Origin of the sequence: Tenacibaculum xiamenense, from assembly GCF_964513065.1 — a bacterium.
Lineage (GTDB): Bacteria > Bacteroidota > Bacteroidia > Flavobacteriales > Flavobacteriaceae > Polaribacter > Polaribacter xiamenense.
Genome location: NZ_CAZEQU010000033.1, coordinates 585,401 through 607,651 on the forward strand (window position 1 = coordinate 585,401; position 22,251 = coordinate 607,651).

The following is a 22,251-nucleotide window of genomic DNA, read 5'->3' on the forward strand; positions in this document are numbered from 1 at the left end:
CTTTACTGCATAAAAAAAGGCAAGCTACCTACATCACACTGCTACAACCTAATACCCTTGCTGCGTTCCCGCCCTGGGGGATTCAAAGGGAGCTAGTTGTGTAGGACTTGCCGCTGCAAATGTACAGTCTTTTTTCAAAAAAAAACAATAAAATTTATAGAAAATTATTGTAACATTTTTAAGTTTTTGAATACTAACACATTGTTGTCGTACTTTTTTTAAAAAAAATAATGAATTAGGAAAAGTATAATCAAAAAAATATATTTGTATCACTAACTAATTTCACACAATGGAAAATCAAATAAGCAGTAAAAACACTATTTTAAACTATGGTTTATACGCTGGAGGTCTTAGCATTCTATTAGCATTGGTCTTTTATGCTCTAGGAAAAGCAGCAGACCCAGGAATTGCACTTTCTCTAATTGCTTCAATAGCCCCTCTTACCCTATTAGTTTTAGGTATTCGAAAGTTTAAGTCTTTAAACAATGGTTATCTTACTTGGGGACAAGCGGTAAAAATTGGAGTAGGAATAGCAATGGTATGGGGTGTATTGGCTTTAGGTTTTAATTATGTTCTTGAAAATGTAATTGCTCCTGAACTAATTGAACAAAAATTAGAAGTTGCCAGAACTACCATGGAAAACTGGGGAATATCAGAAGATGATATTGAAAAGAGTTTAGAAGATCAAAAGAATCAAAGTCCTTTTTTAGGTATAGCAATGGGCTTATTATTCTTTGCTTTCATGGGGTTTGTTGTTTCAGCAATTGCCGGAGCAATTATGAAAAAAACCGAGGAAGTAGAGTACTAATTAGTTTATAAAAAAGGTTGTGTAGTCTTTAAAAGACTAGTAACTTTGAACTTTATAGATTTAAGAAATTCGTACATGAATATATCGGTAGTAATACCACTTCTTAACGAAGAAGAATCTTTACAAGAATTATATGATTGGATTGCAAAAGTTATGCAATCCAATCACTTTATTTACGAAGTTATTTTTATTGATGACGGTAGTAATGATAGCTCTTGGAAGATCATAAAAGAATTGTCAGAAAAAAATACTGAAGTTAAAGGAATTCGTTTTCAAAGAAATTATGGTAAATCTCAGGCCTTAGATGCTGGGTTCAATATGGCAAAAGGCGATGTGGTTATTACCATGGATGCCGATTTACAGGATAGCCCAGATGAAATACCTGAATTGTATAAAATGATTCAAGAAGACAATTTCGATTTGGTTTCAGGATGGAAAAAGAAAAGATTTGATAATGTAGTAACGAAGAATATACCTTCGAAATTATTTAACTGGGCAGCAAGAAAAACTTCTGGTCTAGAGTTAAATGATTTCAACTGTGGATTAAAAGCCTATAAAAACGAAGTAGTTAAAACGGTTAAAGTGAGTGGTGAAATGCATCGATATATTCCTGTATTAGCCAAAAACGAAGGTTTTAATGAAATCGGTGAAAAGGTGGTTCAACATCAAGCTCGCAAATACGGAGTTACTAAATTTGGAATGGATAGATTTATCAATGGTTTTTTGGACTTAATCACCATTTCATTTTTAAGCAAGTTTGGTAAAAGACCTATGCACTTTTTCGGTTTATGGGGAACATTAATGTTTATTTTTGGTTTCTTCTCTGCATTTTATATTGGTGCTATGAAATTGTATCGAGTGGCAAACCACATAAAAACAATTCTTGTTACCAATAATCCATGGTTTTATATTGCACTGACTTCCATGATTTTAGGGACACTGCTATTTTTAGCTGGTTTTTTAGGTGAGCTAATCACTAAAAATAATACACACCAAAAACATTATAGGATAAAAGAACAACTAAATTTATAAAGTTGTATTTTTGTTAACTTTTGATTTAACCTTATGGAAGATATATTAGTAAAAGCGAAGCAATGGCTTTCAGACACTTTCGACACTGAAACGAAAAATGAGATTCAACAATTGGTAGATACTCAATCTGAAGATATTTCCGATAGATTTTATAAGAATTTAGAATTTGGAACGGGCGGAATGCGAGGAATCGTTGGAGCTGGTACGAATCGAATTAATAAATATACTATTGGTAAAGCCACTCAAGGACTTTGTAATTACTTAATAAAGGAAAAACCCGGGAAAGAATTAAAGGTTGCGATTGGATATGATTGCAGACATGATAGTAAATGGTTAGCTAAAGTTGTAGGAGATGTTTTATCTGCTAACAATATTAAAGTAGTTCTATTTGAAGATTTAAGACCAACACCAGAACTATCTTTTGCTGTAAATTATCTAAATTGTGATGTAGGTATTGTTTTAACAGCTTCTCACAACCCACCAGAATATAATGGTTATAAAGTTTACTGGAGTGATGGTGGACAAATAGTACCTCCTCAAGATAAAGGTATTATTGATGAAGTAAATAGCTTGGACTACTCTGATATTAACTTTAATGCAAAAGAAGAGTTAGTTACTGTTATAGGAAAAGAAGTTGATGAAGCTTTTTGGGATGCTTCACTAAAAAATGGAGCCTTTAATGTAAAAGGTAGAGAGGATTTAAAAATTGTTTTTACTTCTTTGCATGGAACTTCGATTAAGTTAATTCCTGAAGTTTTAAAAAGAGCTGGATATACGAACGTTCATATTGTAGAAGAACAAGCTGAACCAGATGGTGGATTTCCAACGGTTGAATCTCCAAATCCGGAAGAACCTGCGGCATTAAAAATGGCTGTTGATTTAGCCAATGAAACAAATGCTGATATTGTTTTAGGAACGGATCCCGATTCGGATAGAATTGGAATTGCTGTTCGTGATATGGAAGGCAATATGAAATTGTTAAATGGAAATCAAACCATGAGTTTAATGACTGATTTCCTTATTAATGATTGGAAAAAGAATGGTAAGCTAAACGGAAACCAATTTATTGGTTCTACCATAGTATCTACAAACCTAGTAAATGAAATAGCCGATAGTTATGGAGTTGAAACGAAAGTTGGATTAACAGGATTCAAATGGATTGCCAAAATGATTAAAGATTTTCCTCACCTAGATTTTATTGGAGGTGGTGAAGAGAGCTTTGGTTATATGGTTGGAGATTTTGTTAGAGATAAAGATGCTGTTACCTCTGCCCTTCTCGCTTGTGAAATTGCAGCAGATGCTAAATCTAAAGGAAGCTCTTTTTACAAAGAACTGCTAAACCTATATACTCGTCATAATTTCTATAAAGAACATCTTGTTTCTTTAGTAAAAAAAGGAATGGATGGAGCCGCTCAAATTCAACAGATGATGAGCGATTTAAGAAATAACCCTTTATCAACTATTGATGGTGAAACTGTAAAGTTCTTATATGATTATAAGGCCTCAGTAAAGAAAGATTTAATTACTGGAAACGAGACTAATATCGAAATCCCTAAGTCAAATGTATTAATCTATGAAACAGAAAACGGAACTAAAGTCGCTGCTAGACCTAGTGGAACCGAACCAAAAATTAAATTTTACATAAGTACAAATACTTCACTGGACTCGATAGACAATGCGAAATCCGTTGAAGAACAACTTGATTCTAAAATACAACGAATAATTAATGAATTATTTTAAGCGTTTTTTCAAATTCGCATCCCCTTATAAAAAATTGTGGATATTAAGCATTTCCTTAAATATCCTGTACGCACTATTTACAACACTTTCATATGTTGTGCTTATGCCAACTTTGAATATATTGTTTGGTGAAACAGAAAAAGTATATACAAAACCAGTATACAAAGGCTTTTATGAGTCTTTAAACAAAGACTATTTAGGTGACCTCTTAAATTATTGGGTTACCTACACCAATGAAACCTTTGGTGCAGAAAGAACATTACTCTATGTAGTTTTAGTCGTTGTTGCTGTATTTCTTTTAAAAAACATTTTCAATTACCTAGGTCAGCTGACCATGATATTTTTGAAAAATAGCGTTTTAAAAGATTTACGAGCTATTATGTATAATAAAATAATTAGTTTACCTCTTCCGTTCTTCGCTGAACAAAAAAAGGGTGACCTTATCAATAGAGCAACGGGAGACATTGGTATTATCAATGAAACCTATTTAAATCTAGTTATTACGTTTATCCGTGAACCATTAAATATAATTTTCACGTTAATTTTTATGATAAAAACTAGCTGGGAGCTATCTATATTCATCTTTACATTTATTCCTGTTGCTGGATTTATCATATCAATTATCAGTAAGAGAATTAAACAGCAATCATCTGAGATTTTTGAAAAAAGTGGAAACCTATTAGGTATTATAGAAGAAAGTATTTCTGGTCTTAAAATTATCAAAGCTTTTAATGGTGAGGGACTATTCTCAAAACGTTTTTTAGATCAGTCTGAAGAAGTCAGAACATTATCTAATAAAATGAGTACCCGTGAAGCATTAGCTAGTCCAACCAGTGAGTTTTTAGGTATTGTTACTATTGCAGGTCTTTTATGGTATGGAGGAAAAATGGTCTTAATTGACCAATCATTATTAGGAGGTACTTTCATTGCCTTTATGGCGGCAGCCTATAATGTTCTTACCCCTGCAAAAGCAATGGCTAAAGCTAATAATGAAATTAAAAAAGGAAATGCTGCTGCTCAACGTATTTTTGAAATATTAGATACAAAAAACCTATTAGAAGATAAAAAAGATAGTATTGAGCTTAAAGAGTTCAACAGTGAAATTGAGTTCAAAGATATTTCATTTAAATACGGAGAAAATTATGTTCTAGAAAATTTTTCGTTAAAAATACCAAAAGGGAAAACCGTTGCCTTGGTGGGACAATCTGGAAGCGGTAAATCTACGCTAGCAAACTTAATAACTCGTTTTTATGATGTTAACGAAGGAGGAATATACATTGATGGCCACAACATAAAAGACGTGACCAAAAAATCGCTTCGCAGCTTAATGGGGGTAGTTACACAAAGCCCTACGCTGTTCAATGATACTGCATCCAATAACATTGCATTGAGTAATCCTGATGCTCAAGTTGAAGATATTCAAAATGCAGCCGAGGTTGCCAATGCCCATGAATTTTTGAAAGATCTCGACAATAAATACGACACTTATATCGGTGATAGAGGTAGCTCTTTATCGGGTGGACAACAACAACGTGTTGCCATTGCCCGAGCTGTATTGAAAAGTCCTCCGATTATGATATTGGATGAAGCTACATCAGCACTAGACACTGAATCTGAAAAGTTGGTACAAGATGCACTAGAAAACATGATGAAAAACAAAACATCATTAGTTATTGCACACCGTTTATCAACTATTCAAAATGCCGATTTAATTGTTGTTATGAAAAAAGGTAAAATCATTGAGAAAGGAAGGCATGAAGAACTTTTGAAAACTAAAGGAGAATATCACAAACTAGTAACCATGCAAACTTTAGAATAATGAAGTTTATTAAAGCACTGAAAAGGCAAAAATTTTATTATTATTTAACCCATATCATCATTCATGCAATTCCTAGCGTTTTTTATCGTATTCGTTTAAAAAACTGGTTGATTGACAGCAATAAGGAAATTGAAGATAGAATAAAATACTATATTTCTTCCAATATAAATACCACTCCAAATGTTGAATGGATAAATATTGGTAATTTTAAGCGTCCTAAAAAAGGAAGCATGTATTTTTTCGATTTAGTGAAAATCACTAAATACTTCCAAAAAGACAAGAAAATTAATTTTGTTTTTGGTGATGTTACAGAAACATTTGATTCTCCAACTCTTGTTAAAAGTAGGCCTATAAATCAAAATGGTAATTCTGTTTTGATGAAACTGGATTCACTAAGACATTTTCATTTTATAGATGATTCTCTAAGTTTCATGGAGAAAAATGATAAAATAGTTTGGAGAGGAGAAATACATAAAGAAAATAGGCGCTTTCTTGTAGAAAAATTTCATGACCATCCTTTTTGTGACATCGGAGACGTGAGTCCTAAAACATGGGAAAACCCAAACTGGAAAAAAGATTATCTATCTATAGAAGTACAACTTAAATCTAAATTCATTTTATCGATTGAAGGTATTGATGTAGCCACCAATCTTAAGTGGATTATGTCTTCCAATTCATTATGTTTAATGCCAAAACCTAAATTTGAAACTTGGTATATGGAAGGTAAGTTAATTCCTGATTATCACTACGTTTTAATAAAAGATGACTACTCAGACCTTTTAGAAAAAAGAGCTTATTATCTCGAAAATCCGAATGAGGCGTTAAAAATTATTAAAAACGCTCAAGAATGGACCCAGCAATTTCGCAATAATAAGGTAGAAAAAGAGCTTTCAATAAAAGTTTTGAACCAATTTTTCAAACAAACGAATCAAAACTAGGCTCTTTTTAGGCCTAGTTCTTCTCCTCTTTTTATCATAAACTCATAAGAAGCTTCATATTCATTAGGAATTGTTCCGTCTAAAATAGCTTCTTTAATAGCCTCTTTTATTTGACCAATTTCTCTACAAGGCTTTAAACTAAAGGTTTTCATTATTTCTTCTCCTGTAATTGGTGGTTGAAAATTTCGAACTCTATCTCTTTCCTCAACTTCCTTAATTTTATGCCTAACAATTTCGAAGTTCTTATGATATCTTTTGAATTTCTTAGGATTTTTAGTGGTTATATCCGCTTCACAAAGTGTCATTAAACTCTCAACATCATCACCAGCATCAAAAATTAAACGTCTTACAGCAGAATCGGTAACTTCTGACGCCAATACTATTGGACGAGAACTCAACAAAACCATTTTTTGAACAAACTTCATCTTATTATTCAATGGCATTCGTAATCTTTTAAATAACTTAAACACCATTTTCGAACCTACGAATTCATGAGAATGAAATGTCCACCCTTGTTTTTTATGGTACTTTTTAGTAGGGGCTTTACCTATATCGTGTAGAAGTGCCGCCCAACGAAGCCAAACATCTTCAGTATTTTCAGAAATATTATCAACAACTTCCAATGTATGATAAAAGTTATCTTTATGTTTCTGTCCTTCTACCTCTTCCACTCCTTTCAATGCCGTCAATTCAGGGATAATTCTATCCAATAACCCAGTTTTTTCTAGATGCAAAAAACCTACAGAAGGTCTTGGAGATTCTAAGATCTTATTTAATTCAACGACAATTCTTTCTTTGGTAATAATATCAATACGAGACGCATTCCTTTCTATAGCCTTTAAAGATTCTTCTTCAATTTGAAAATTTAACTGAGAAGCAAATCTAATAGCCCTTAGCATACGCAATGGATCATCAGAGTATGTTATATCAGGATTTAATGGTGTTCTAATTAATTTGTTTTCTAAATCAACAATTCCACCAAACGGATCTAAAAGTAATCCGAAATTTTCTGTATTTAAACTTAATGCTAGTGCATTGATAGTAAAATCTCTTCTATTTTGGTCATCTTGTAAGCTACCACTAGATACTTGTGGATTCCTACTGTTTTCCGAATACGATTCTTTTCTAGCTCCAACAAACTCAATTTCAACATCTTTAAAACGTAACATGGCTGTTCCATATGTTTTAAAAACCTGAATTTTAGGCTTATTTGGTAAAATTTCTGCTACTTTTTCTGCCAAGGCAATACCACTTCCTACAGCAACTACATCTATATCCTTTGCATTTCCTCTTTCTAAGATGAAGTCTCTAACAAAACCACCAATTACATAGCTTTCCAATTGTAACTCTTCTGTGGCTTCATTTATGTATTTAAATATTTCCTTTTCTAAAGCTTCTTTAAAATAGTGGTCTGGCATAATTTTATTCTCTAATCACAAGCACATTTCCATCTTCTATTTTTACAATAGTTGATGACTTTTCTGCTATTCTATCTTGGTGCAAATTTACCACATAATCTACATTATTTACAATAGCCAGACTAATTTCCGAAAAAGATTTTGGAGTTGGCTCTCCACTAACATTGGCAGAAGTTGAAACTATGGGCTTTCCGAACTCTTTTATCAACTTTTTACAAAACTCGTTTTGAACAATTCTTATTGCAATTGTATTATCACTTGCAACCGTGTTTTTTGCTAAATTAATCGGACCTGAATAGATAACAGTTGTTGGTTTTATAACATTATTTAAAAATCTTAACGCTTCTTTAGGAACTTCTTTCAAGTAATTACCCAACATTTCAATGGAGTCAACCAAAATAATTAAGCTTTTTGACTCCTCTCTATTTTTTATTTTATAAACTTCCTTTACAGCTTCATAATTTGTAGCATCACAGCCAATTCCCCAAACCGTATCCGTTGGATAAAGTACTGTTCCTTTATTTTCTAAAACCGTAACTGTTTCAAAAACTATATTCTGCATAGTGCTTCGATAATGTTATATTCTTAACCTAAAACTTCTTTTATCATTTGGTTCCATTCTCCTTTAACATATTCTGATGTATAAACACTCATATCCTTTTGTGCATTTATTCCAAAATCTTGTCTTAGCTTACTATCAATCATTAATTTTTCCAGATAATTTTTCATTTCTTCAGTATTTTTTGCTAAAAACCCTGTTTTATTGTGCTTAATTAACTCATTGACCCCTGAACAACTTTCAAAACCTAAACTAGGTAACCCAACAGACATCGCCTCCGTTAAAGCCAATGGGAATCCTTCATATTTACTTGGAAATATAAAAATATCTGAGCTCTTTAATTCCTCTAAAGGCGTCTCTGTAAAACCTTTAAGAAATACTCTATTCTGCAATTTATAATCTTCTATAAGCTCTTCGAGTTTATTTAAACCGTTACCTTCACCCCAAAAAAACAAATCCCAGTTTGGATATTCTTCTGCTATTTCAGCAAAAACTTTTAAGGCTAGGTCTTGTTGTTTACAATCTAGAACCAAAGAAGCCATATTAATTATACGGTATCTATCCTTACTTTGCGAATGATTGATAACTTCATTTAACTGAGGAACAGGGTTTGGAATAACTTTACATACCCCGTTAAATGTTCCTGGGAGAAAATCTTTGTAACTATTGAATAAAATTTGAATTCCCGATAAATGCTTATAAGACTCCTTCAGAAACTTCATATCTATTTTGCTTCTATACCATAATTGATCAGTATAATCATAATCTGGTCTACCATTTACTGAATTTACAATTGGAATATTAAACTCTTTCTCATAAGTAATTTCCAACAACGAGCCAATTGTCATTGTAATGATAAGATCAGGCTTAGAACTAAGTATAAATTGATTCCATAATTTCGAACGTTGATGTAAATTAAACTTGTAAACATTATCAAACCCTCCCATGCTTAGCATAAGTTTCTTGTTTGATAATTTGGCTAATTTCTTTTTTACCTTAAATTTAATCCACTTAAAAGGGTTCTTACCATGATAATTAACGTAAGGCTTTATTTCTTTCTGATTAATATCATCTGAATAAATATTAGTAATCTTAATTTTACTATCAAGGTGGAATACTGGTTGCCCAATACTATTTTCATTCGTAGCTATTTCGACCTCATATCCTAAGCTCAACAATTCATTTGCCAGAAAACAGCAAATTTTTTCAGTTCCTCCAGAACCATTTATGAAGTTTTGATGCTGAACAATTAATATTTTTTTAAGCATATTTTTCATTAATCATATCTCTTACCTTCCTCCTATAGTTACTTAAAGGAATGACTTTAGACAATAGTATTAGTAGTTTTCTTTTATGTTCCTGTTGTTTTAAATAGGTCTTGTAATAAGAGTCGAATTCGTAAAAATTATCACATTCTAAAAAACGACGAAAATTCTTACTGATCATTTCATCTTTCTTTAAACTTGGTAACACTCTATCATACATAAATTTCTTAATCAAGTTATGTAAAAACTCTTTTTGACTCTCATCAAATGGCATTTTTAAATACCGAAACTCAAAAGGTTCATGTTCCATAAATAAAGCCAAATGGTGGATATGAGTTTCAAATAAATTGTTGTTAGTGTAAAACTCCTCTAATATTTTAAACCATTGCGGTATTTGCTCAATTACTTTTGACGTGTTAGCATTTATTGTAACATGGTTTTGATTATCATGTTTTCTATAATGATAAACACTTCTAGGATTTGCTCCTATATTTTTTGTTAAGGCAAACAATTTATGAGAAAATAATCCATCTTCACATGGCTGAATTCCTTCTGGGAAACGCACATCATTATGATTCCTTAGAAAATCGTGCGAAATTAGTAACGCCCATGTAGGGAAAGCGGCTACTTTCGTAAGTCTTTTACAAAAGTATTCTCCAATTACTACGACATCATTTTTTGATTCTTGAGTAATAGTATAAGTAAAAGATAAAAAATCTTCATCTATGGTATCATCGGCATCCATAAAATAGATATAGTCACCAGAAGCTTTTAAAAGACCATTATTTCTGGCAATTGAAACTCCCTGATTTCCTTGCTCCAAATAAACTATTCTAGAATCATTTTTAGCTTTCTCTTCGCATATTTCCTTACTTTTATCAGCACTCCCATCATTTACCAAAATTATTTCAATGTTTTTTAGTGTTTGATTTTGAACACTATCAATAGTTTCTCCAAGAAACTTCTCTGCATTATAAATTGGAATAATTACAGATACAAATGGAAATTCTCCTACCTCCTTTTTAAATTTTTTATTTAGATTATTGCTACTTTCTTCCCTCATATTTTAAAGATATCCCTTTCAGCAAACGTTATTTTCTATATTTTTGTTTGAAAAATTTTTGAATGACAAAAATACTATTTTTTTACCCTGATAATCCTTTAATTATCAACCAAGGTAATAATTCAAGAGCGAATAAATTGCTAAATTACTTTAAAAGCAGGAATTGCATTGTAGATTTTGTTGGAGAGCATAAAAGAGATTTTTTACCGGAAGAACTTGAAGATATTAAAAACTCGGGCTTAGTAAACAATGTTTATATGGTTCCAAAGAGAAAAAACAGTGGATTAAAGTACTTATTTGGTACTTCTATCCCTAACAAGATCAAAGGTTTTCCTCGACAATTTCAAAGAATATCATATAATCAGAAAAAATACTTTGAAAATATTCTTAATGAAAATTCTTACGATTATATAATTATTTCTTACGTTCTATTTTTTCCTTTTATTGAGAATAAGAGTCTTACCAAAAACTCTAAGGTAATAGTAGATACTCACGATTTCTTTACAGGTCAGTTTAGTCAGATAAAAAGAACGGATTTAGGTAAACTATTTAAAACAGAAATAAACCAACTTAAAAAATTTGATTCTATTTGGGCCATATCTGCCGAAGAACAATTTATTTTTTCTCAATTTTTACCTGAGAAAGAAATTCTCACGATACCTCATGGGGTTGAAAGTAATTTTATTCAAAAACCAGAAACTAAAGAAATAGATTTATTTTATGTTGCGAGCAACAATCCACATAATTTGAATTCTGCAAAATGGTTTTTTGAAAAAGTTTACCCGCTACTTCCTAAACATATACAAATTACAATAGTAGGAAGGGTAAATCAAGTAATTGATGACTATCCAAATGTTAGAAAAATAGAATTCGCTGAGAGTTTAGATGAATTATATCAATCATCAAAAGTAACCATTTGTCCTATGCTTAGTGGTACTGGCTTAAAAATAAAAGTGGTTGAATCTCTATCCTATGGTATTCCTGTAGTATGTAATGAAAGAGGTGTGGATGGGCTCTTATCTAAAATTAACAACGGTTGTTTAGTAAGTAATAACCCTCATGAGTTTGCTGATTTCATAGAAAAATTATTAAACGATGAGGAGTATTACAACAAAATTTCGAGAGAAGGTAAAGAGTTTTTCACTCAAAGTTTAGATGAAAATATTGTATTTAAAAAGCTTGATTATTTTTTCGAGTTTGAAAAGTAAAATATTCATTGAAAATGAATAAATAAGGCTCTAATTTCTAATTTAGAGCTTTATTTTTTTTCATTTAAAACTTCATCATAAACACTAATATATTCTTGACTTGCTCTATCCCAGTTGAATTGTTCAGCCCATGTTTTAATTCCTTCTGACATTTGATCATCGACATATTTCTTTAAGCCCAAATCTAGAACTTTCCTCATATGATCACCTTCAAAGTTTTCAAAATAAAATGCATTACTACCTCCTATTTCAGGTAAACTTGTATGAGTTGACAGAAAGACAGGTTTACCAAGTAACATTGCCTCTATCACAGGAAGACCAAAACCTTCTGCTATTGACGGAAATAAAAATGCTTCGCAATTATTCAAATACCAAAATTTTTCCTCTTCCGATACTGGTCCTAGTAACACCAATTTGTCAGATACTCCTAGCTCTTTAGCTTTGCTCCAAATTTTCAAGATATAATCATCATCGGGGTGAATACCTGCAATAAATAATTTACTCGAATTTGTATTTTGTAACAAATTCAACAATACATGAAAGTTTTTCTTAGGTAAAACTGTTCCAATACTAAAATAAAACTTCCCTTCTGGTCTTATTTTAGGAGAATCAAAATCGGTATGTTTAACTAAACTAACACCGTTATATATGACCTTAACTCTTTTCCCTGAAATATTTAAATTCTTACGAACGTCTTCTAAAACAAAATTAGAAATTGTGGTAATATAATCGGCTCTATCAATAAGTTTCTGAACCTTCTTTAATAATTTCTCTCGCTTTTTTTCGCTCTTATTTTCATAAAGAAAATTCAAGTCATGGATAGTTAAAACGAACTTAATTGGTTTTGAAGGTATATATTTTGCGGTTTGATAAGTGGCATGCCATAGTGAAAATTTTCTCGAAGGCTTTACAAAAAGCTTATGTCCAACTTTAGTATTTATTCTATCAGGATTATGCTCTAACTTCACTTTTTTAGGCAAATAAAAAGTATAATCATAGCTGTTATTTTTTAATAAAGATTCTGCTAAATTTTTGCAGTAATTAAATAATCCTGTATTCGGATATTTCATCCTTTCAATATCAACTATAATATTTTTTTTCTTCAAACTATTCATGAAATTTATTTATAGTCAATCTTTCAAGTTTTCTTATTATTCTTTTCACACAAACAAACGAAGACTTACTGACCGTTCCTTTCTAAATATTCTCGGCAAAATTAAACTTTAAAACGGTTTATTGCTGTGTATTCTTAAATTTTTATTTTGAACTAGTAAATAACAACGAGCTAATTGGTAAAAACAAATCGACCGATTCACCATGAATTTCAGATGAAAAAGGACGTTTATAAGTTAATCTTCAAGCAAATTTCTATAAACATTATTGATTTCCTGTACAATCACTTCATCTCTAAACTTTCCAGCATACTTATACCCTTCTTCAGTAATCTCATCTCTCAATTCATTTGATGACAACAACAGTTTTATTTCATTTTCCATTGCTGTAACATCTGTGGGATTAACATATCTAGAATGGCTTCCTCCTGCTTCAGGAAAAACACCGTCATTTGTTGTAATCACAGGAGTTTTTGAAAATAGCGATTCAATAATTGGGATACCAAAACCTTCAAAAACACTTGGATAAATAAAAATCTCAGCCAATTGATACAACGTAGATAACTCCTCCATACTAAGACCTTCTAGAAAAATAACCTTGTCTTGTAGATTATTCTCTGTAATATACTCCTCTATTTCTTTATAGTATTTTGTTTTTCTTCCTACAATAACTAATGGAATATCAAGATTTCTTATCGATTTAATTATTGTTAAAGCATTTTTTCTTTTTTCAACGGTTCCTACATTTAATAAAAACTTCTCAGGTAAGTCGAGCTTCTTTTTTAAACTATCCTTTTCCTCATTGGTTCTTTCAACCTTAAAAGCATTATGACATCCTTGATAAATCACTTTTATTTTAGATTCGGGGATTTTTAGATATGTTATAATATCTCGCTTAGTTTGCTCACTAATGGCAATTACGCAATCCGCATTTTCAGCAGCATATTTAAACTTAGAAAAATGAATCTTTCTATCAAAGTAAGAATACCATTCTGGGTATCTCATAAAAATTAAATCATGAATAGTAACTACTGATTTTATTCCGTTTTGTTTGAGTTTACGAGGAATTTCCCCAGACAAACCATGGAAAACATCAATATTATCACTTTTAATTTGTGAAATCACCGCTTTTTGACGCCATAATGAAGACAGCTTCTTCCAAATCCATGATTCGGGTAAAACCTCTTTCATTGATGGCTTTAGCTTTAACCTTTTTACTTTTTTAGGTTTAGGGTTGTATAAATAGTAAAAATTCGAAGGATAATACTCATCTAATATTCGTACTAAATCGCGACTATAATTTCCAAGTCCAGTAGTATTATGAAAAATACGTTTAGCATCAAATCCTATTTTCATCTATTTATTGTTTAATTTTTTTAAAAGTTGAAACCTCTTCCATACACCATAAGAGATTAAATACGAAAAATGTAAACCTTGTTTCCCATCAAAGCATCCTAACTTAATAATATAGTGTATTACGAACCTTGCTGCGGGCTTAACCCATTCGTGATACAAAGTTACCTTTTTATGTTTTGAATGAAGCTCTAAAGCTCTTAATTGCGCATAATGTTCAATTTTCGTTTTGAATTGAGCAAAATTGGCATATGTATAGTGATTTAAGCTTCCCTTAAGTTTTCCAATAGAGCCTTCTATGATAATTTGCTCATGTACCATACCTGTATAAAAAGAGCCATTTTTTTTAAATAAACGAACAATATTATTTCGAAAACCTCCAAAATTCAGTTTTTGTTCCTTCATAAATGTTTCTCTTTTCAAAAGAAACCCTGAATGCGTTGTATCACAATTTAAATTTAAAAGTATACTTTCCCTAAGTTCTTTTGTAATCTCTTCATCAGCATCTAATAAAAAAACCCATTCATTAGAAGCTTTATCAATAGCATAATTCTTTTGAGATGAAAAATTATCAAACTTTCGCTGTAATAGAATTGCTTTGTTTTTTTTAACAATGTCAACAGTGCGATCCGAGCTAAAAGAATCAATCACAATAATCTCATCAGCAAAAAAAGCAGAATCCAACGCTCTTTGAACGTTGGACTCTTCATTTAATGTTGGTATGATTACTGTTAATTTTGTCAACTATATTTTTTTGTCAAAGATTACTAAAAAACTTAGTTAATCAAAATATATTTTTTAATTCTTGATTAGAATTATACCGCTACATCATACTCACGAAGCGCATCGTTTAATGATGTTTTTTTATTTGTACTTTCTTTACGCTTTCCAATTATTAATGCACATGGAACGTTGTATTCTCCAGCTGCAAATTTTTTGGTATAGCTTCCTGGAATTACTACAGATCTTGCTGGAACTCTTCCTTTCATCTCAACAGGTTCGTCTCCAGTAACGTCTATAATTTTAGTTGATGCAGTTAATACAACATTTGCTCCAAGAACTGCTTCTTTCTCTACTCTAACTCCTTCAACAACGATACATCTCGATCCGATAAACGCATTGTCTTCAATAATTACTGGTGCTGCTTGTAATGGTTCTAAAACTCCTCCAATTCCAACACCTCCAGACAAGTGTACATTCTTTCCTATTTGAGCACATGATCCTACAGTTGCCCAAGTATCAACCATAGTACCTTCATCTACATAAGCTCCAATATTCACATAACTAGGCATTAATATAGTTCCAGCTGATATATAAGCTCCATGTCTTGCAACCGCGTTAGGTACTACTCTAATTCCTTTTTCCTCGTAATTTCTCTTTAAAGGAATTTTATCGTGATATTCGAAAATTCCAGCCTCTAAAGTTTCCATTTTCTGAATTGGGAAATATAAAACCACAGCCTTCTTAACCCATTCATTCACTTGCCAACCATCGTTGGTAGGCTCAGCAACCCTTAATTCACCACTATCTAGTAAATCAACAACTTTTCTTATCGAATTAATTGTTTCCTCTTCTCTTAATAATTCACGGTTATCCCATGCTTTTTCTATAATAGATTGTAATTCTGTCATCTTAAAACTTATTTCTCGCAAATATAAATTGTGTTCTTGAATTGGACACGAAGATACATTTTTTAAACAGAAAACGAGCTCTTGTTAAAATTCATTATTTTTGCCAAAAAAGAACGAATAAATGGGTAGAATCCTTGCCATTGATTATGGAAAAAAAAGAACCGGTATAGCGGTTACTGATGAGCTTCAAATTATTGCTTCTGGACTTGCAACTGTAAGCACAGATGAGCTTATTTCATTTTTAAAAGATTATATCCAAAAAGAAAATGTTGAGCTTTTTGTAATCGGAGAACCTAAACGATTAAATAACACGGCAAGTGAAAGTGAAAGTCTTATCATTCCATTCTTACAACAACTTTCCAAAGAAATTCCGACAATACCCGTACAGCGTGTTGACGAGCGTTTTACTTCTAAAATGGCTTTTCAAACAATGATTGATAGCGGTTTAAAGAAAAAGCAACGTCAGAACAAAGCATTAATTGACGAAATAAGCGCAACAATCATCTTGCAATCTTATTTATACAGCAAATAGTTTTTTTTCAGAACTCCATTCTTTGTATTTTTGCCCACATTAAAAATTAAATAAATGATATTACCCATAGTAGCATACGGTGATCCGGTATTACGTAAAGTTGGAAAAGAGATTGATGCTGATTATCCTAATTTAGAGAAATTAATTAAGGATATGAGACAAACAATGTACAATGCTCAAGGGGTTGGACTAGCCGCTCCACAAATAGGAAAGGATATTCGTTTATTCTTAATTGATGCTACTCCATTTGCTGAAGATGATGATGTTACAGAAGAGGAGAAAAAAGTTTTAGAGAAATTTAATAGAGTATTCATCAATGCTAAAATTCTTAAGGAAGAAGGCGACGAATGGGCTTTTAACGAAGGATGTTTAAGTATTCCTGAAGTAAGAGAAGATGTTTTTAGACAAGAATCGGTTACAATTGAGTACCAAGATGAAAACTTCGATACACATACTGAAACTTTAACAGGTTTGGCTGCAAGAGTTTTTCAGCATGAATATGATCATATTGAAGGAGTGTTATTTACTGATAAACTATCATCACTAAAAAAGAGACTTCTTAAGAAAAAACTAGAGAAAATTTCTAATGGGAAAATTGATCCTGGATATCGAATGAGATTCCCTAATAGAAAAAAATAAAACGACGTTAAATTTTTAAATAATATATGGAATTTAGTAAAATTATTGCCGTAACTGGAAAGCCTGGTTTATTCGAGATTTTATCTCAAACAAAAACTGGGGTTATTGTAAAGTCGATTGTAGATGGTAAACGTTTTCCAATTACTGCAACTCACAATGTAAGTTTATTAGAAAATATTGCTATTTATACTTATGAAGAAGAGGTACCTTTAGCGCAAGTAATTAGAAATATTGCAGACAAAGAGGATGGGAAAGAGAGTATTTCTCACAAAGAAAGTAACAATACTTTATTAGCTTACTTTTCAGAAGTTTTACCAGGTTTTGACGAAGAAAGAGTATACGCTTCAAACGTTAAAAAAGTAATTCAATGGTATAATATCTTAGTAAGTGCAAATTTTGACTTTAGTACTCTTGCTGCTGAAGAAGCTGTGGGGTCTGAGGAAGAAGAATAATTTAGAGATTTAAAATTATTATTAAAGAATACGCAAATGAATTCTCGTAAGGAACAGTTGGATGCTTTTAATCGTTTGTTAGACATTATGGATGATCTTCGCGAGAAGTGCCCTTGGGATAGAAAACAAACCTTGCAAAGTTTAAGACATTTAACTATTGAAGAAACTTATGAGTTGGCTGATGCAATTTTAGATAATGATTTAGAAGAAATAAAAAAAGAATTAGGCGATGTGCTTTTGCACATCGTTTTTTATTCTAAAATAGGAAGTGAAAAAGAAGCTTTTGATATTGCCGATGTAGCAAATTCAATTTGTGATAAACTTATCGAAAGACACCCTCACATCTATGGAGATGTTGAAGTTTCCAATGAAGAAGAAGTAAAGCAGAATTGGGAGAAAATTAAGCTAAAAGAAGGTAAAAAATCAGTTCTAGAAGGGGTTCCTAAGAGTCTGCCTGCCCTAGTTAAATCAAGTAGAATTCAAGAAAAAGTTGCAGGTGTCGGCTTCGATTGGGAAGAACCGCATCAGGTTTGGGATAAAGTTCAGGAAGAACTTTCTGAACTTAACGAAGAAATAAAAAATAACGATTCCGAGAAGATAGAAAAAGAATTTGGAGATGTTCTATTTTCCATGATAAACTATGCTCGTTTTATCAATGTTAATCCTGAAAATGCTTTAGAAAAAACGAATAAAAAGTTTATCAATCGCTTTCAATATTTAGAAAAAGAAGCAAAAAAAATTGGAAAACCATTATCCGATATGTCATTGGCGGAAATGGATATTATTTGGGAACAATCTAAAAAGTTTTTTAAATAAATCTATTTCATACTTCTAAAATCAGGTTTTCTATACTTTACCTGTTAATAATGGAAGTCTAATAACAGCCTTACTACCAGCAATAGAACCATCATCACTCTTCAAATCTTCAATAAAATAATTTAAAGTCAATTTTGTCTTTTTAGAAAGAATTGCCAATCGTTCTCTAATAATATTTGTGGCAAATGACTTCTTATGCGGATTGCGGTGTTCAACAGTATTGCTATAACCTCTACCATTATCTGTAATTATACATTCAATATAATCTTCCATGTCTGCAATATCAATATTAATCTGGGCATTTTCAACACCTTCTACACCATGTTCAACAGCGTTCTCTACAATAGGTTGAATAAGCATAGCTGGAATTTTAAGCATGTCTTGTTCTATAGTATCATGTATCTCAATACGGTAATTAAAATCATTTCCAAGTCTCAGTTTCTGTAATTCCAAGTAATCGTATATCGATTTAATTTCTTCGGAAATCAAAATGCTATTCAAACTTGTATTTTGAAGATTATGCCTCAACAACTTTGCGAACTTAACAAGATATTTAAAGGCCATATCGTTCTCTTTCTTTAAAATATTCGTTTGAATATTAGACAAGGCATTAAAAATAAAGTGCGGATCCATTTGCGATCTGAAAAGCCTCATTTCAAGAGACAAGCGTTCGCTCTTAACTGTTGTTTTTTGATTCTGAATATATATAAAACCAAGTGATATACTCACCAGTATTAATAATATCAAACCAATTATTATGTAGATATTTTTTTTGTTTGAAACAGCCTGAAGTTCTGCTTTATCTTTAAGTAGCTTTACTTCCTTTTCTTTTTCCTCTGCTTTTAAAATTGCTAATTCTTTCTGATGTACTTGATCCAAATATTTCACTTGTAAAGCTGCATAATCTTCAACATTACTTAACGCTTCGGTTAGTTTTCCTTTTCTAATGTTCTCTTTTAATTTTGCATCAAGTTTTTTAAGATCATCTTTAACCTTTGGTTCTGATATTTGAGCTGTTGTATTTTTATAATCAAAAATTTCATTTAAACTTTTCACTCGTTTTGATGGCTTCTTTTGAGATACTTTACTAATATCAAATATCATTTTTTCAACAGGAGTTTTACTCAAATGATTTCTGTAGTTCTTTTGATTAAAACCATACTCAGGATATGAGTGAATCATTTTATTATAAGAATCTACCATATCATTATAACCAATTAATAGAGGACTTAATGATACTTTCTGATTGTCTGATTTGGATTTTGATCTTATTACTTTTATAAAACGCTCGTACTCTCTATAAAAGTCTTCATAAATCGATCTATAATAAATATCCTTTAACGCATTTAAATCTTTCTTTTTAGTGTCCTTTTTCGATTCCATTTGGTTTTCTTCCACTATAGCCAAATGCTTCACACTTTCATTTTTTCCATCAAATAAATAATCAAGTATTTTCCCTGCAGTTTTTAAATCTTTCTTCATTGGTCCTATCCACTGATTTACAGGATCTGCCTTAGCAATTTCAGGTTCAGAACTAACTGCTAACTTATTGAGATATTTAAACACTTTAGTAAAACTTTCAACACACTCGAAATAACTAAACCTAGAACTTTTATATAAATCATTGTAAGTTTTAAAATCATCTTCCTTTAAATAAGTTTTAGAACTAACATAACTACTCATTTTAGAGCAATTCGTTGAAATAATAGCAAAATGATCAAAGCTCTTTTTTAAGTTTGTTAGAATTACTTTTTGATAAGGTAAAAATGAAGGTGGACTTAAAGCATCTTCCTTTAACTTGGCAATATCTTCATGATGAATTAAAAACTTCTCTTTGCATGATAAGTAATATGGCCTCCTTGCGGGATATTTCTTATACTCTTTTAACAACGCCTGTGTGTTACTTAAATTAGAACTATATACTTCAAGTGCATTATTATAAGAATTGAAGAGCTTTTTAACTGAATTACAATAGCGAGCAATCGTTTTGTTTTTATCGTTTGAAGTATTTTGGCTATATATATTTAATGCACAGCAAAAAAATAAAAACTTCAGGAATTTCATTTTCAACAATTTAACGTAGGTATTTCAAGAATACATAAAAATAATCATTTAACAATAATAATTAGATAATTCATTAAACTATCATAGTTATTATACATTTCTGGGCAAAAAATAGAACTTATGTATAAAAAAACCTTCAAACAGTAGTTTGAAAGTTTTCTTTTCTTAAATACTTTTCAGATACTTAATAATTGCTTTCCTGATATCAAAAGCAGTTTCATTTTTATTAGGTTCGTAAATATCTAAAACTTGTTTATTCTTTTCACTTAAAAAAGGAATGTCAAATCCTTTTAATAAATAATCAGAAAATGCTACATGATATTCTTTATTTTCATCAAGCTCTTTTCCTGAGATAATCCACTTCTCTCCTATTTTCTTTGCATTGTATTTCTGTAAATAAGCCCCGGTTCCAGCTGCCTCTACACCATAATCTAATACTTTTTTAAGCAAGCTTCCTGTCAACCTAACTTTTAAAACCGCTCCTCCATAGGGCAACACTCTAAAAATATCAACGGCATTAATATCACCACTTAGTACGTCATCAATTCTTACCGATCCACCATTAACTAAGGCGCAATCTACGTCATTATTATAGGCATAGCTCATTGCTTTTGTGATGATATCTCCCATATTTGTTTGTATGCTTCTAATCGGTGTATCACGAGCGTCTAAAGGTTGTTTAGCGTTATAAATTACCTCTTCCGGATTATCCACAACCTCCTTTATTTTAATGGTTAAAATATCCTGCCATTTCTTTACAATTTTATCTACATCAACATCCGATCCTATCTTATCATTAATCTCTTTCAATTCCGATTTAAAAGAGAGTTTTTTCGTAATTGGGTTGTACTTAAATCTATGAATATAAACGGTTTTAGCATTAGCATCGGCTTTCGCTATAGCAACATTCCCTACATGATCATATGAGTTTGTATGTTCATGCCCTCCCATTATTAAGGGAATGTCAGGTAACATTGCTGCTACTTTTTTATCCTGATCAATTGAAAGATGAGTTAACCCTAAAACAATATCAACTTTAGGTTTAAGTTCTTTGTATGATCTTTGTATTTCTTCGAACATATTCCCATAAAACACATAATCTTTTGGATTTGAAGGAATACAAACACTTAAAAAACCAACTTTCAGTTTATTTCCTCCCTCAAAATTAAATTCTTTAATAAATGTTTCTTCTAAATCATGCTTAACTCCACCAACCTTCTTATAAAACTTTTCTTTTTTACCAGAAACTTTATGAAGAACATTGGATGAAATCCATTGAAAAGTACTTTCGTTAATTCTTTTTTGTAGATCCTTATAACTCAAATCAAACTCATGGTTTCCAAAAGCTACTACCTCAAAGTTCATTGCATTCATAACTTCAACCATTTGCTTACCCCTTACCCTTTCACCATTAAATTTAATTGTACCTAACAAAGAAGGGTTCAAAAAATCACCTGCCAGTACGGCCATAGTATTTTTGTTTTCCTTAAGTAAGTTTTTATGAACTGTTTCAACTCTTGCCATCCCTCCATATTTGCCTCCTTGAATGGGAGCAATTTCATAAACATCATTTAATTGGAGAATAGTAAACTCATATGAGTTATTAGCTACACCAGAAGATGGTAGGTTTTTATTAGAACATCCATTTAAGAGTATAATGAGTGCTAAAAGCAGCAGTAATTTTATTGATTTCATTCGTTTAATTTCATGTGTTAGTATAGGATAAACAAACCCGAAAGATATGTTCAAGAATTACACCTATCTAATCAACTTGTTCCCCCGATATGAAATCAAAATTACTA

General features: G+C 31.2%; 20 protein-coding genes and 1 other RNA gene. 10 read left to right on the top strand and 11 right to left on the bottom strand.

Annotated elements, in window-relative coordinates; all coding sequences use genetic code 11:
- Nucleotides 1-14: 14 nt before the first annotated feature.
- An RNA gene (gene ffs / locus ACKTTV_RS13620) (signal recognition particle sRNA small type) lies at nt 15-113 on the bottom strand.
- Nucleotides 114-289: 176 nt separating this feature from the next.
- Here ffs and ACKTTV_RS13625 point away from each other — a divergent pair.
- The 5 genes from ACKTTV_RS13625 to ACKTTV_RS13645 all read left to right on the top strand — a co-directional run bounded on the left by ACKTTV_RS13625 (nt 290) and on the right by ACKTTV_RS13645 (nt 6,337).
- Complete coding sequence (locus ACKTTV_RS13625) at nt 290-808, top strand: DUF4199 domain-containing protein (protein ID WP_408031397.1); 519 nt, start codon at nt 290-292, stop codon at nt 806-808.
- Nucleotides 809-883: 75 nt separating this feature from the next.
- Nucleotides 884-1,840, top strand: coding sequence for a glycosyltransferase family 2 protein (locus ACKTTV_RS13630; RefSeq protein WP_408031398.1), 957 nt, complete (start codon nt 884-886; stop codon nt 1,838-1,840).
- Between the two features lie 33 nt (nt 1,841-1,873).
- Entirely contained in the window at nt 1,874-3,580 is a 1,707-nt protein-coding gene (locus ACKTTV_RS13635) for a phospho-sugar mutase (RefSeq protein WP_408031399.1), read from the top strand.
- A gap of 103 nt (nt 3,581-3,683) precedes the next feature.
- Nucleotides 3,684-5,399, top strand: coding sequence for an ABC transporter ATP-binding protein (locus ACKTTV_RS13640; protein ID WP_408031400.1), 1,716 nt, complete (start codon nt 3,684-3,686; stop codon nt 5,397-5,399).
- A complete protein-coding gene (locus ACKTTV_RS13645) occupies nt 5,399-6,337 on the top strand; it encodes a glycosyl transferase family 90 (protein ID WP_408031401.1) in 939 nt (312 codons plus the stop codon). The genes ACKTTV_RS13640 and ACKTTV_RS13645 overlap by 1 nt, the downstream gene beginning before the upstream one ends.
- Here the strand turns inward: ACKTTV_RS13645 and ACKTTV_RS13650 are convergent.
- Genes ACKTTV_RS13650 through ACKTTV_RS13665 form a run of 4 tightly spaced genes read right to left on the bottom strand, consistent with a single transcriptional unit; the run spans nt 6,334 to nt 10,642 of the window.
- Nucleotides 6,334-7,755, bottom strand: coding sequence for a CCA tRNA nucleotidyltransferase (locus ACKTTV_RS13650; protein ID WP_408031402.1), 1,422 nt, complete (start codon nt 7,753-7,755; stop codon nt 6,334-6,336). The genes ACKTTV_RS13645 and ACKTTV_RS13650 overlap by 4 nt on opposite strands.
- A gap of 4 nt (nt 7,756-7,759) precedes the next feature.
- Nucleotides 7,760-8,317 (bottom strand): L-threonylcarbamoyladenylate synthase, encoded by a 558-nt coding sequence (locus ACKTTV_RS13655; RefSeq protein ID WP_408031403.1) that lies wholly within the window; start codon nt 8,315-8,317, stop codon nt 7,760-7,762.
- A 23-nt stretch (nt 8,318-8,340) separates the two neighbouring features.
- A complete protein-coding gene (locus ACKTTV_RS13660; protein WP_408031404.1) occupies nt 8,341-9,582 on the bottom strand; it encodes a glycosyltransferase in 1,242 nt (413 codons plus the stop codon).
- Complete coding sequence (locus ACKTTV_RS13665; protein ID WP_408031405.1) at nt 9,575-10,642, bottom strand: glycosyltransferase family 2 protein; 1,068 nt, start codon at nt 10,640-10,642, stop codon at nt 9,575-9,577. Before ACKTTV_RS13665 ends, ACKTTV_RS13660 begins: the two co-directional genes overlap by 8 nt.
- 62 nt (nt 10,643-10,704) lie before the next feature.
- Here ACKTTV_RS13665 and ACKTTV_RS13670 point away from each other — a divergent pair, with 62 nt between their 5' ends.
- The gene (locus ACKTTV_RS13670; protein WP_408031406.1) at nt 10,705-11,850 is read left to right on the top strand and encodes a glycosyltransferase; all 1,146 of its coding nucleotides are present in this window, start codon (nt 10,705-10,707) and stop codon (nt 11,848-11,850) included.
- 50 nt (nt 11,851-11,900) lie between these two features.
- Here the strand turns inward: ACKTTV_RS13670 and ACKTTV_RS13675 are convergent, their stop codons facing one another.
- The 4 genes from ACKTTV_RS13675 to ACKTTV_RS13690 all read right to left on the bottom strand — a co-directional run bounded on the left by ACKTTV_RS13675 (nt 11,901) and on the right by ACKTTV_RS13690 (nt 15,946).
- Nucleotides 11,901-12,965 carry a glycosyltransferase family 4 protein gene (locus tag ACKTTV_RS13675; RefSeq protein ID WP_408031407.1) on the bottom strand — a complete coding sequence of 355 codons (1,065 nt, stop codon included), beginning with the start codon at nt 12,963-12,965 and terminating at the stop codon, nt 11,901-11,903.
- 234 nt (nt 12,966-13,199) lie between these two features.
- Complete coding sequence (locus tag ACKTTV_RS13680; protein ID WP_408031408.1) at nt 13,200-14,318, bottom strand: glycosyltransferase family 4 protein; 1,119 nt, start codon at nt 14,316-14,318, stop codon at nt 13,200-13,202.
- Nucleotides 14,319-15,059, bottom strand: a complete 741-nt coding sequence (locus ACKTTV_RS13685; protein ID WP_408031409.1) for a glycosyltransferase family 2 protein — start codon at nt 15,057-15,059, stop codon at nt 14,319-14,321. It abuts the gene before it with no gap.
- A 71-nt stretch (nt 15,060-15,130) separates the two neighbouring features.
- Nucleotides 15,131-15,946 carry a 2,3,4,5-tetrahydropyridine-2,6-dicarboxylate N-succinyltransferase gene (locus tag ACKTTV_RS13690; RefSeq protein ID WP_408031410.1) on the bottom strand — a complete coding sequence of 272 codons (816 nt, stop codon included), beginning with the start codon at nt 15,944-15,946 and terminating at the stop codon, nt 15,131-15,133.
- 121 nt (nt 15,947-16,067) lie between these two features.
- Here ACKTTV_RS13690 and ruvX point away from each other — a divergent pair, with 121 nt between their 5' ends.
- Genes ruvX through mazG form a run of 4 tightly spaced genes read left to right on the top strand, consistent with a single transcriptional unit; the run spans nt 16,068 to nt 18,385 of the window.
- The gene (gene ruvX, locus ACKTTV_RS13695; RefSeq protein ID WP_408031411.1) at nt 16,068-16,478 is read left to right on the top strand and encodes a Holliday junction resolvase RuvX; all 411 of its coding nucleotides are present in this window, start codon (nt 16,068-16,070) and stop codon (nt 16,476-16,478) included.
- Nucleotides 16,479-16,532: 54 nt separating this feature from the next.
- Nucleotides 16,533-17,117 carry a peptide deformylase gene (def, locus tag ACKTTV_RS13700; RefSeq protein ID WP_408031412.1) on the top strand — a complete coding sequence of 195 codons (585 nt, stop codon included), beginning with the start codon at nt 16,533-16,535 and terminating at the stop codon, nt 17,115-17,117.
- Between the two features lie 26 nt (nt 17,118-17,143).
- Nucleotides 17,144-17,569: a DUF5606 family protein gene (locus ACKTTV_RS13705; RefSeq protein WP_408031413.1), complete on the top strand. Its 426-nt coding sequence runs from the start codon at nt 17,144-17,146 to the stop codon at nt 17,567-17,569.
- Between the two features lie 36 nt (nt 17,570-17,605).
- On the top strand, nt 17,606-18,385 hold the full coding sequence (gene mazG / locus ACKTTV_RS13710; protein WP_408031414.1) for a nucleoside triphosphate pyrophosphohydrolase: 780 nt from the start codon (nt 17,606-17,608) through the stop codon (nt 18,383-18,385).
- Between the two features lie 30 nt (nt 18,386-18,415).
- Here the strand turns inward: mazG and ACKTTV_RS13715 are convergent, their stop codons facing one another.
- Both ACKTTV_RS13715 and ACKTTV_RS13720 read right to left on the bottom strand, forming a co-directional pair.
- Entirely contained in the window at nt 18,416-20,449 is a 2,034-nt protein-coding gene (locus tag ACKTTV_RS13715) for a sensor histidine kinase (protein WP_408031415.1), read from the bottom strand.
- A gap of 165 nt (nt 20,450-20,614) precedes the next feature.
- The gene (locus ACKTTV_RS13720; protein ID WP_408031416.1) at nt 20,615-22,144 is read right to left on the bottom strand and encodes a bifunctional metallophosphatase/5'-nucleotidase; all 1,530 of its coding nucleotides are present in this window, start codon (nt 22,142-22,144) and stop codon (nt 20,615-20,617) included.
- Between the last annotated feature and the right edge of the window lie 107 nt (nt 22,145-22,251).

Bases quoted from the DNA above. Each gene is read 5' to 3' on its own strand.
- def (WP_408031412.1), top strand. From the start codon at position 16,533: ATGATATTACCCATAGTAGCATACGGTGATCCGGTATTACGTAAAGTT.
- ACKTTV_RS13635 (WP_408031399.1), top strand. From the start codon at position 1,874: ATGGAAGATATATTAGTAAAAGCGAAGCAATGGCTTTCAGACACTTTC.
- ACKTTV_RS13655 (WP_408031403.1), bottom strand. From the start codon at position 8,317: ATGCAGAATATAGTTTTTGAAACAGTTACGGTTTTAGAAAATAAAGGA.
- ACKTTV_RS13690 (WP_408031410.1), bottom strand. From the start codon at position 15,946: ATGACAGAATTACAATCTATTATAGAAAAAGCATGGGATAACCGTGAA.
- mazG (WP_408031414.1), top strand. From the start codon at position 17,606: ATGAATTCTCGTAAGGAACAGTTGGATGCTTTTAATCGTTTGTTAGAC.
- ACKTTV_RS13675 (WP_408031407.1), bottom strand. From the start codon at position 12,965: ATGAATAGTTTGAAGAAAAAAAATATTATAGTTGATATTGAAAGGATG.
- ACKTTV_RS13660 (WP_408031404.1), bottom strand. From the start codon at position 9,582: ATGCTTAAAAAAATATTAATTGTTCAGCATCAAAACTTCATAAATGGT.
- ACKTTV_RS13645 (WP_408031401.1), top strand. From the start codon at position 5,399: ATGAAGTTTATTAAAGCACTGAAAAGGCAAAAATTTTATTATTATTTA.
- ACKTTV_RS13720 (WP_408031416.1), bottom strand. From the start codon at position 22,144: ATGAAATCAATAAAATTACTGCTGCTTTTAGCACTCATTATACTCTTA.
- ACKTTV_RS13670 (WP_408031406.1), top strand. From the start codon at position 10,705: ATGACAAAAATACTATTTTTTTACCCTGATAATCCTTTAATTATCAAC.
- ACKTTV_RS13665 (WP_408031405.1), bottom strand. From the start codon at position 10,642: ATGAGGGAAGAAAGTAGCAATAATCTAAATAAAAAATTTAAAAAGGAG.
- ruvX (WP_408031411.1), top strand. From the start codon at position 16,068: ATGGGTAGAATCCTTGCCATTGATTATGGAAAAAAAAGAACCGGTATA.
- ACKTTV_RS13715 (WP_408031415.1), bottom strand. From the start codon at position 20,449: ATGAAATTCCTGAAGTTTTTATTTTTTTGCTGTGCATTAAATATATAT.
- ACKTTV_RS13630 (WP_408031398.1), top strand. From the start codon at position 884: ATGAATATATCGGTAGTAATACCACTTCTTAACGAAGAAGAATCTTTA.
- ACKTTV_RS13650 (WP_408031402.1), bottom strand. From the start codon at position 7,755: ATGCCAGACCACTATTTTAAAGAAGCTTTAGAAAAGGAAATATTTAAA.
- ACKTTV_RS13640 (WP_408031400.1), top strand. From the start codon at position 3,684: ATGCCAACTTTGAATATATTGTTTGGTGAAACAGAAAAAGTATATACA.
- ACKTTV_RS13680 (WP_408031408.1), bottom strand. From the start codon at position 14,318: ATGAAAATAGGATTTGATGCTAAACGTATTTTTCATAATACTACTGGA.
- ACKTTV_RS13625 (WP_408031397.1), top strand. From the start codon at position 290: ATGGAAAATCAAATAAGCAGTAAAAACACTATTTTAAACTATGGTTTA.
- ACKTTV_RS13705 (WP_408031413.1), top strand. From the start codon at position 17,144: ATGGAATTTAGTAAAATTATTGCCGTAACTGGAAAGCCTGGTTTATTC.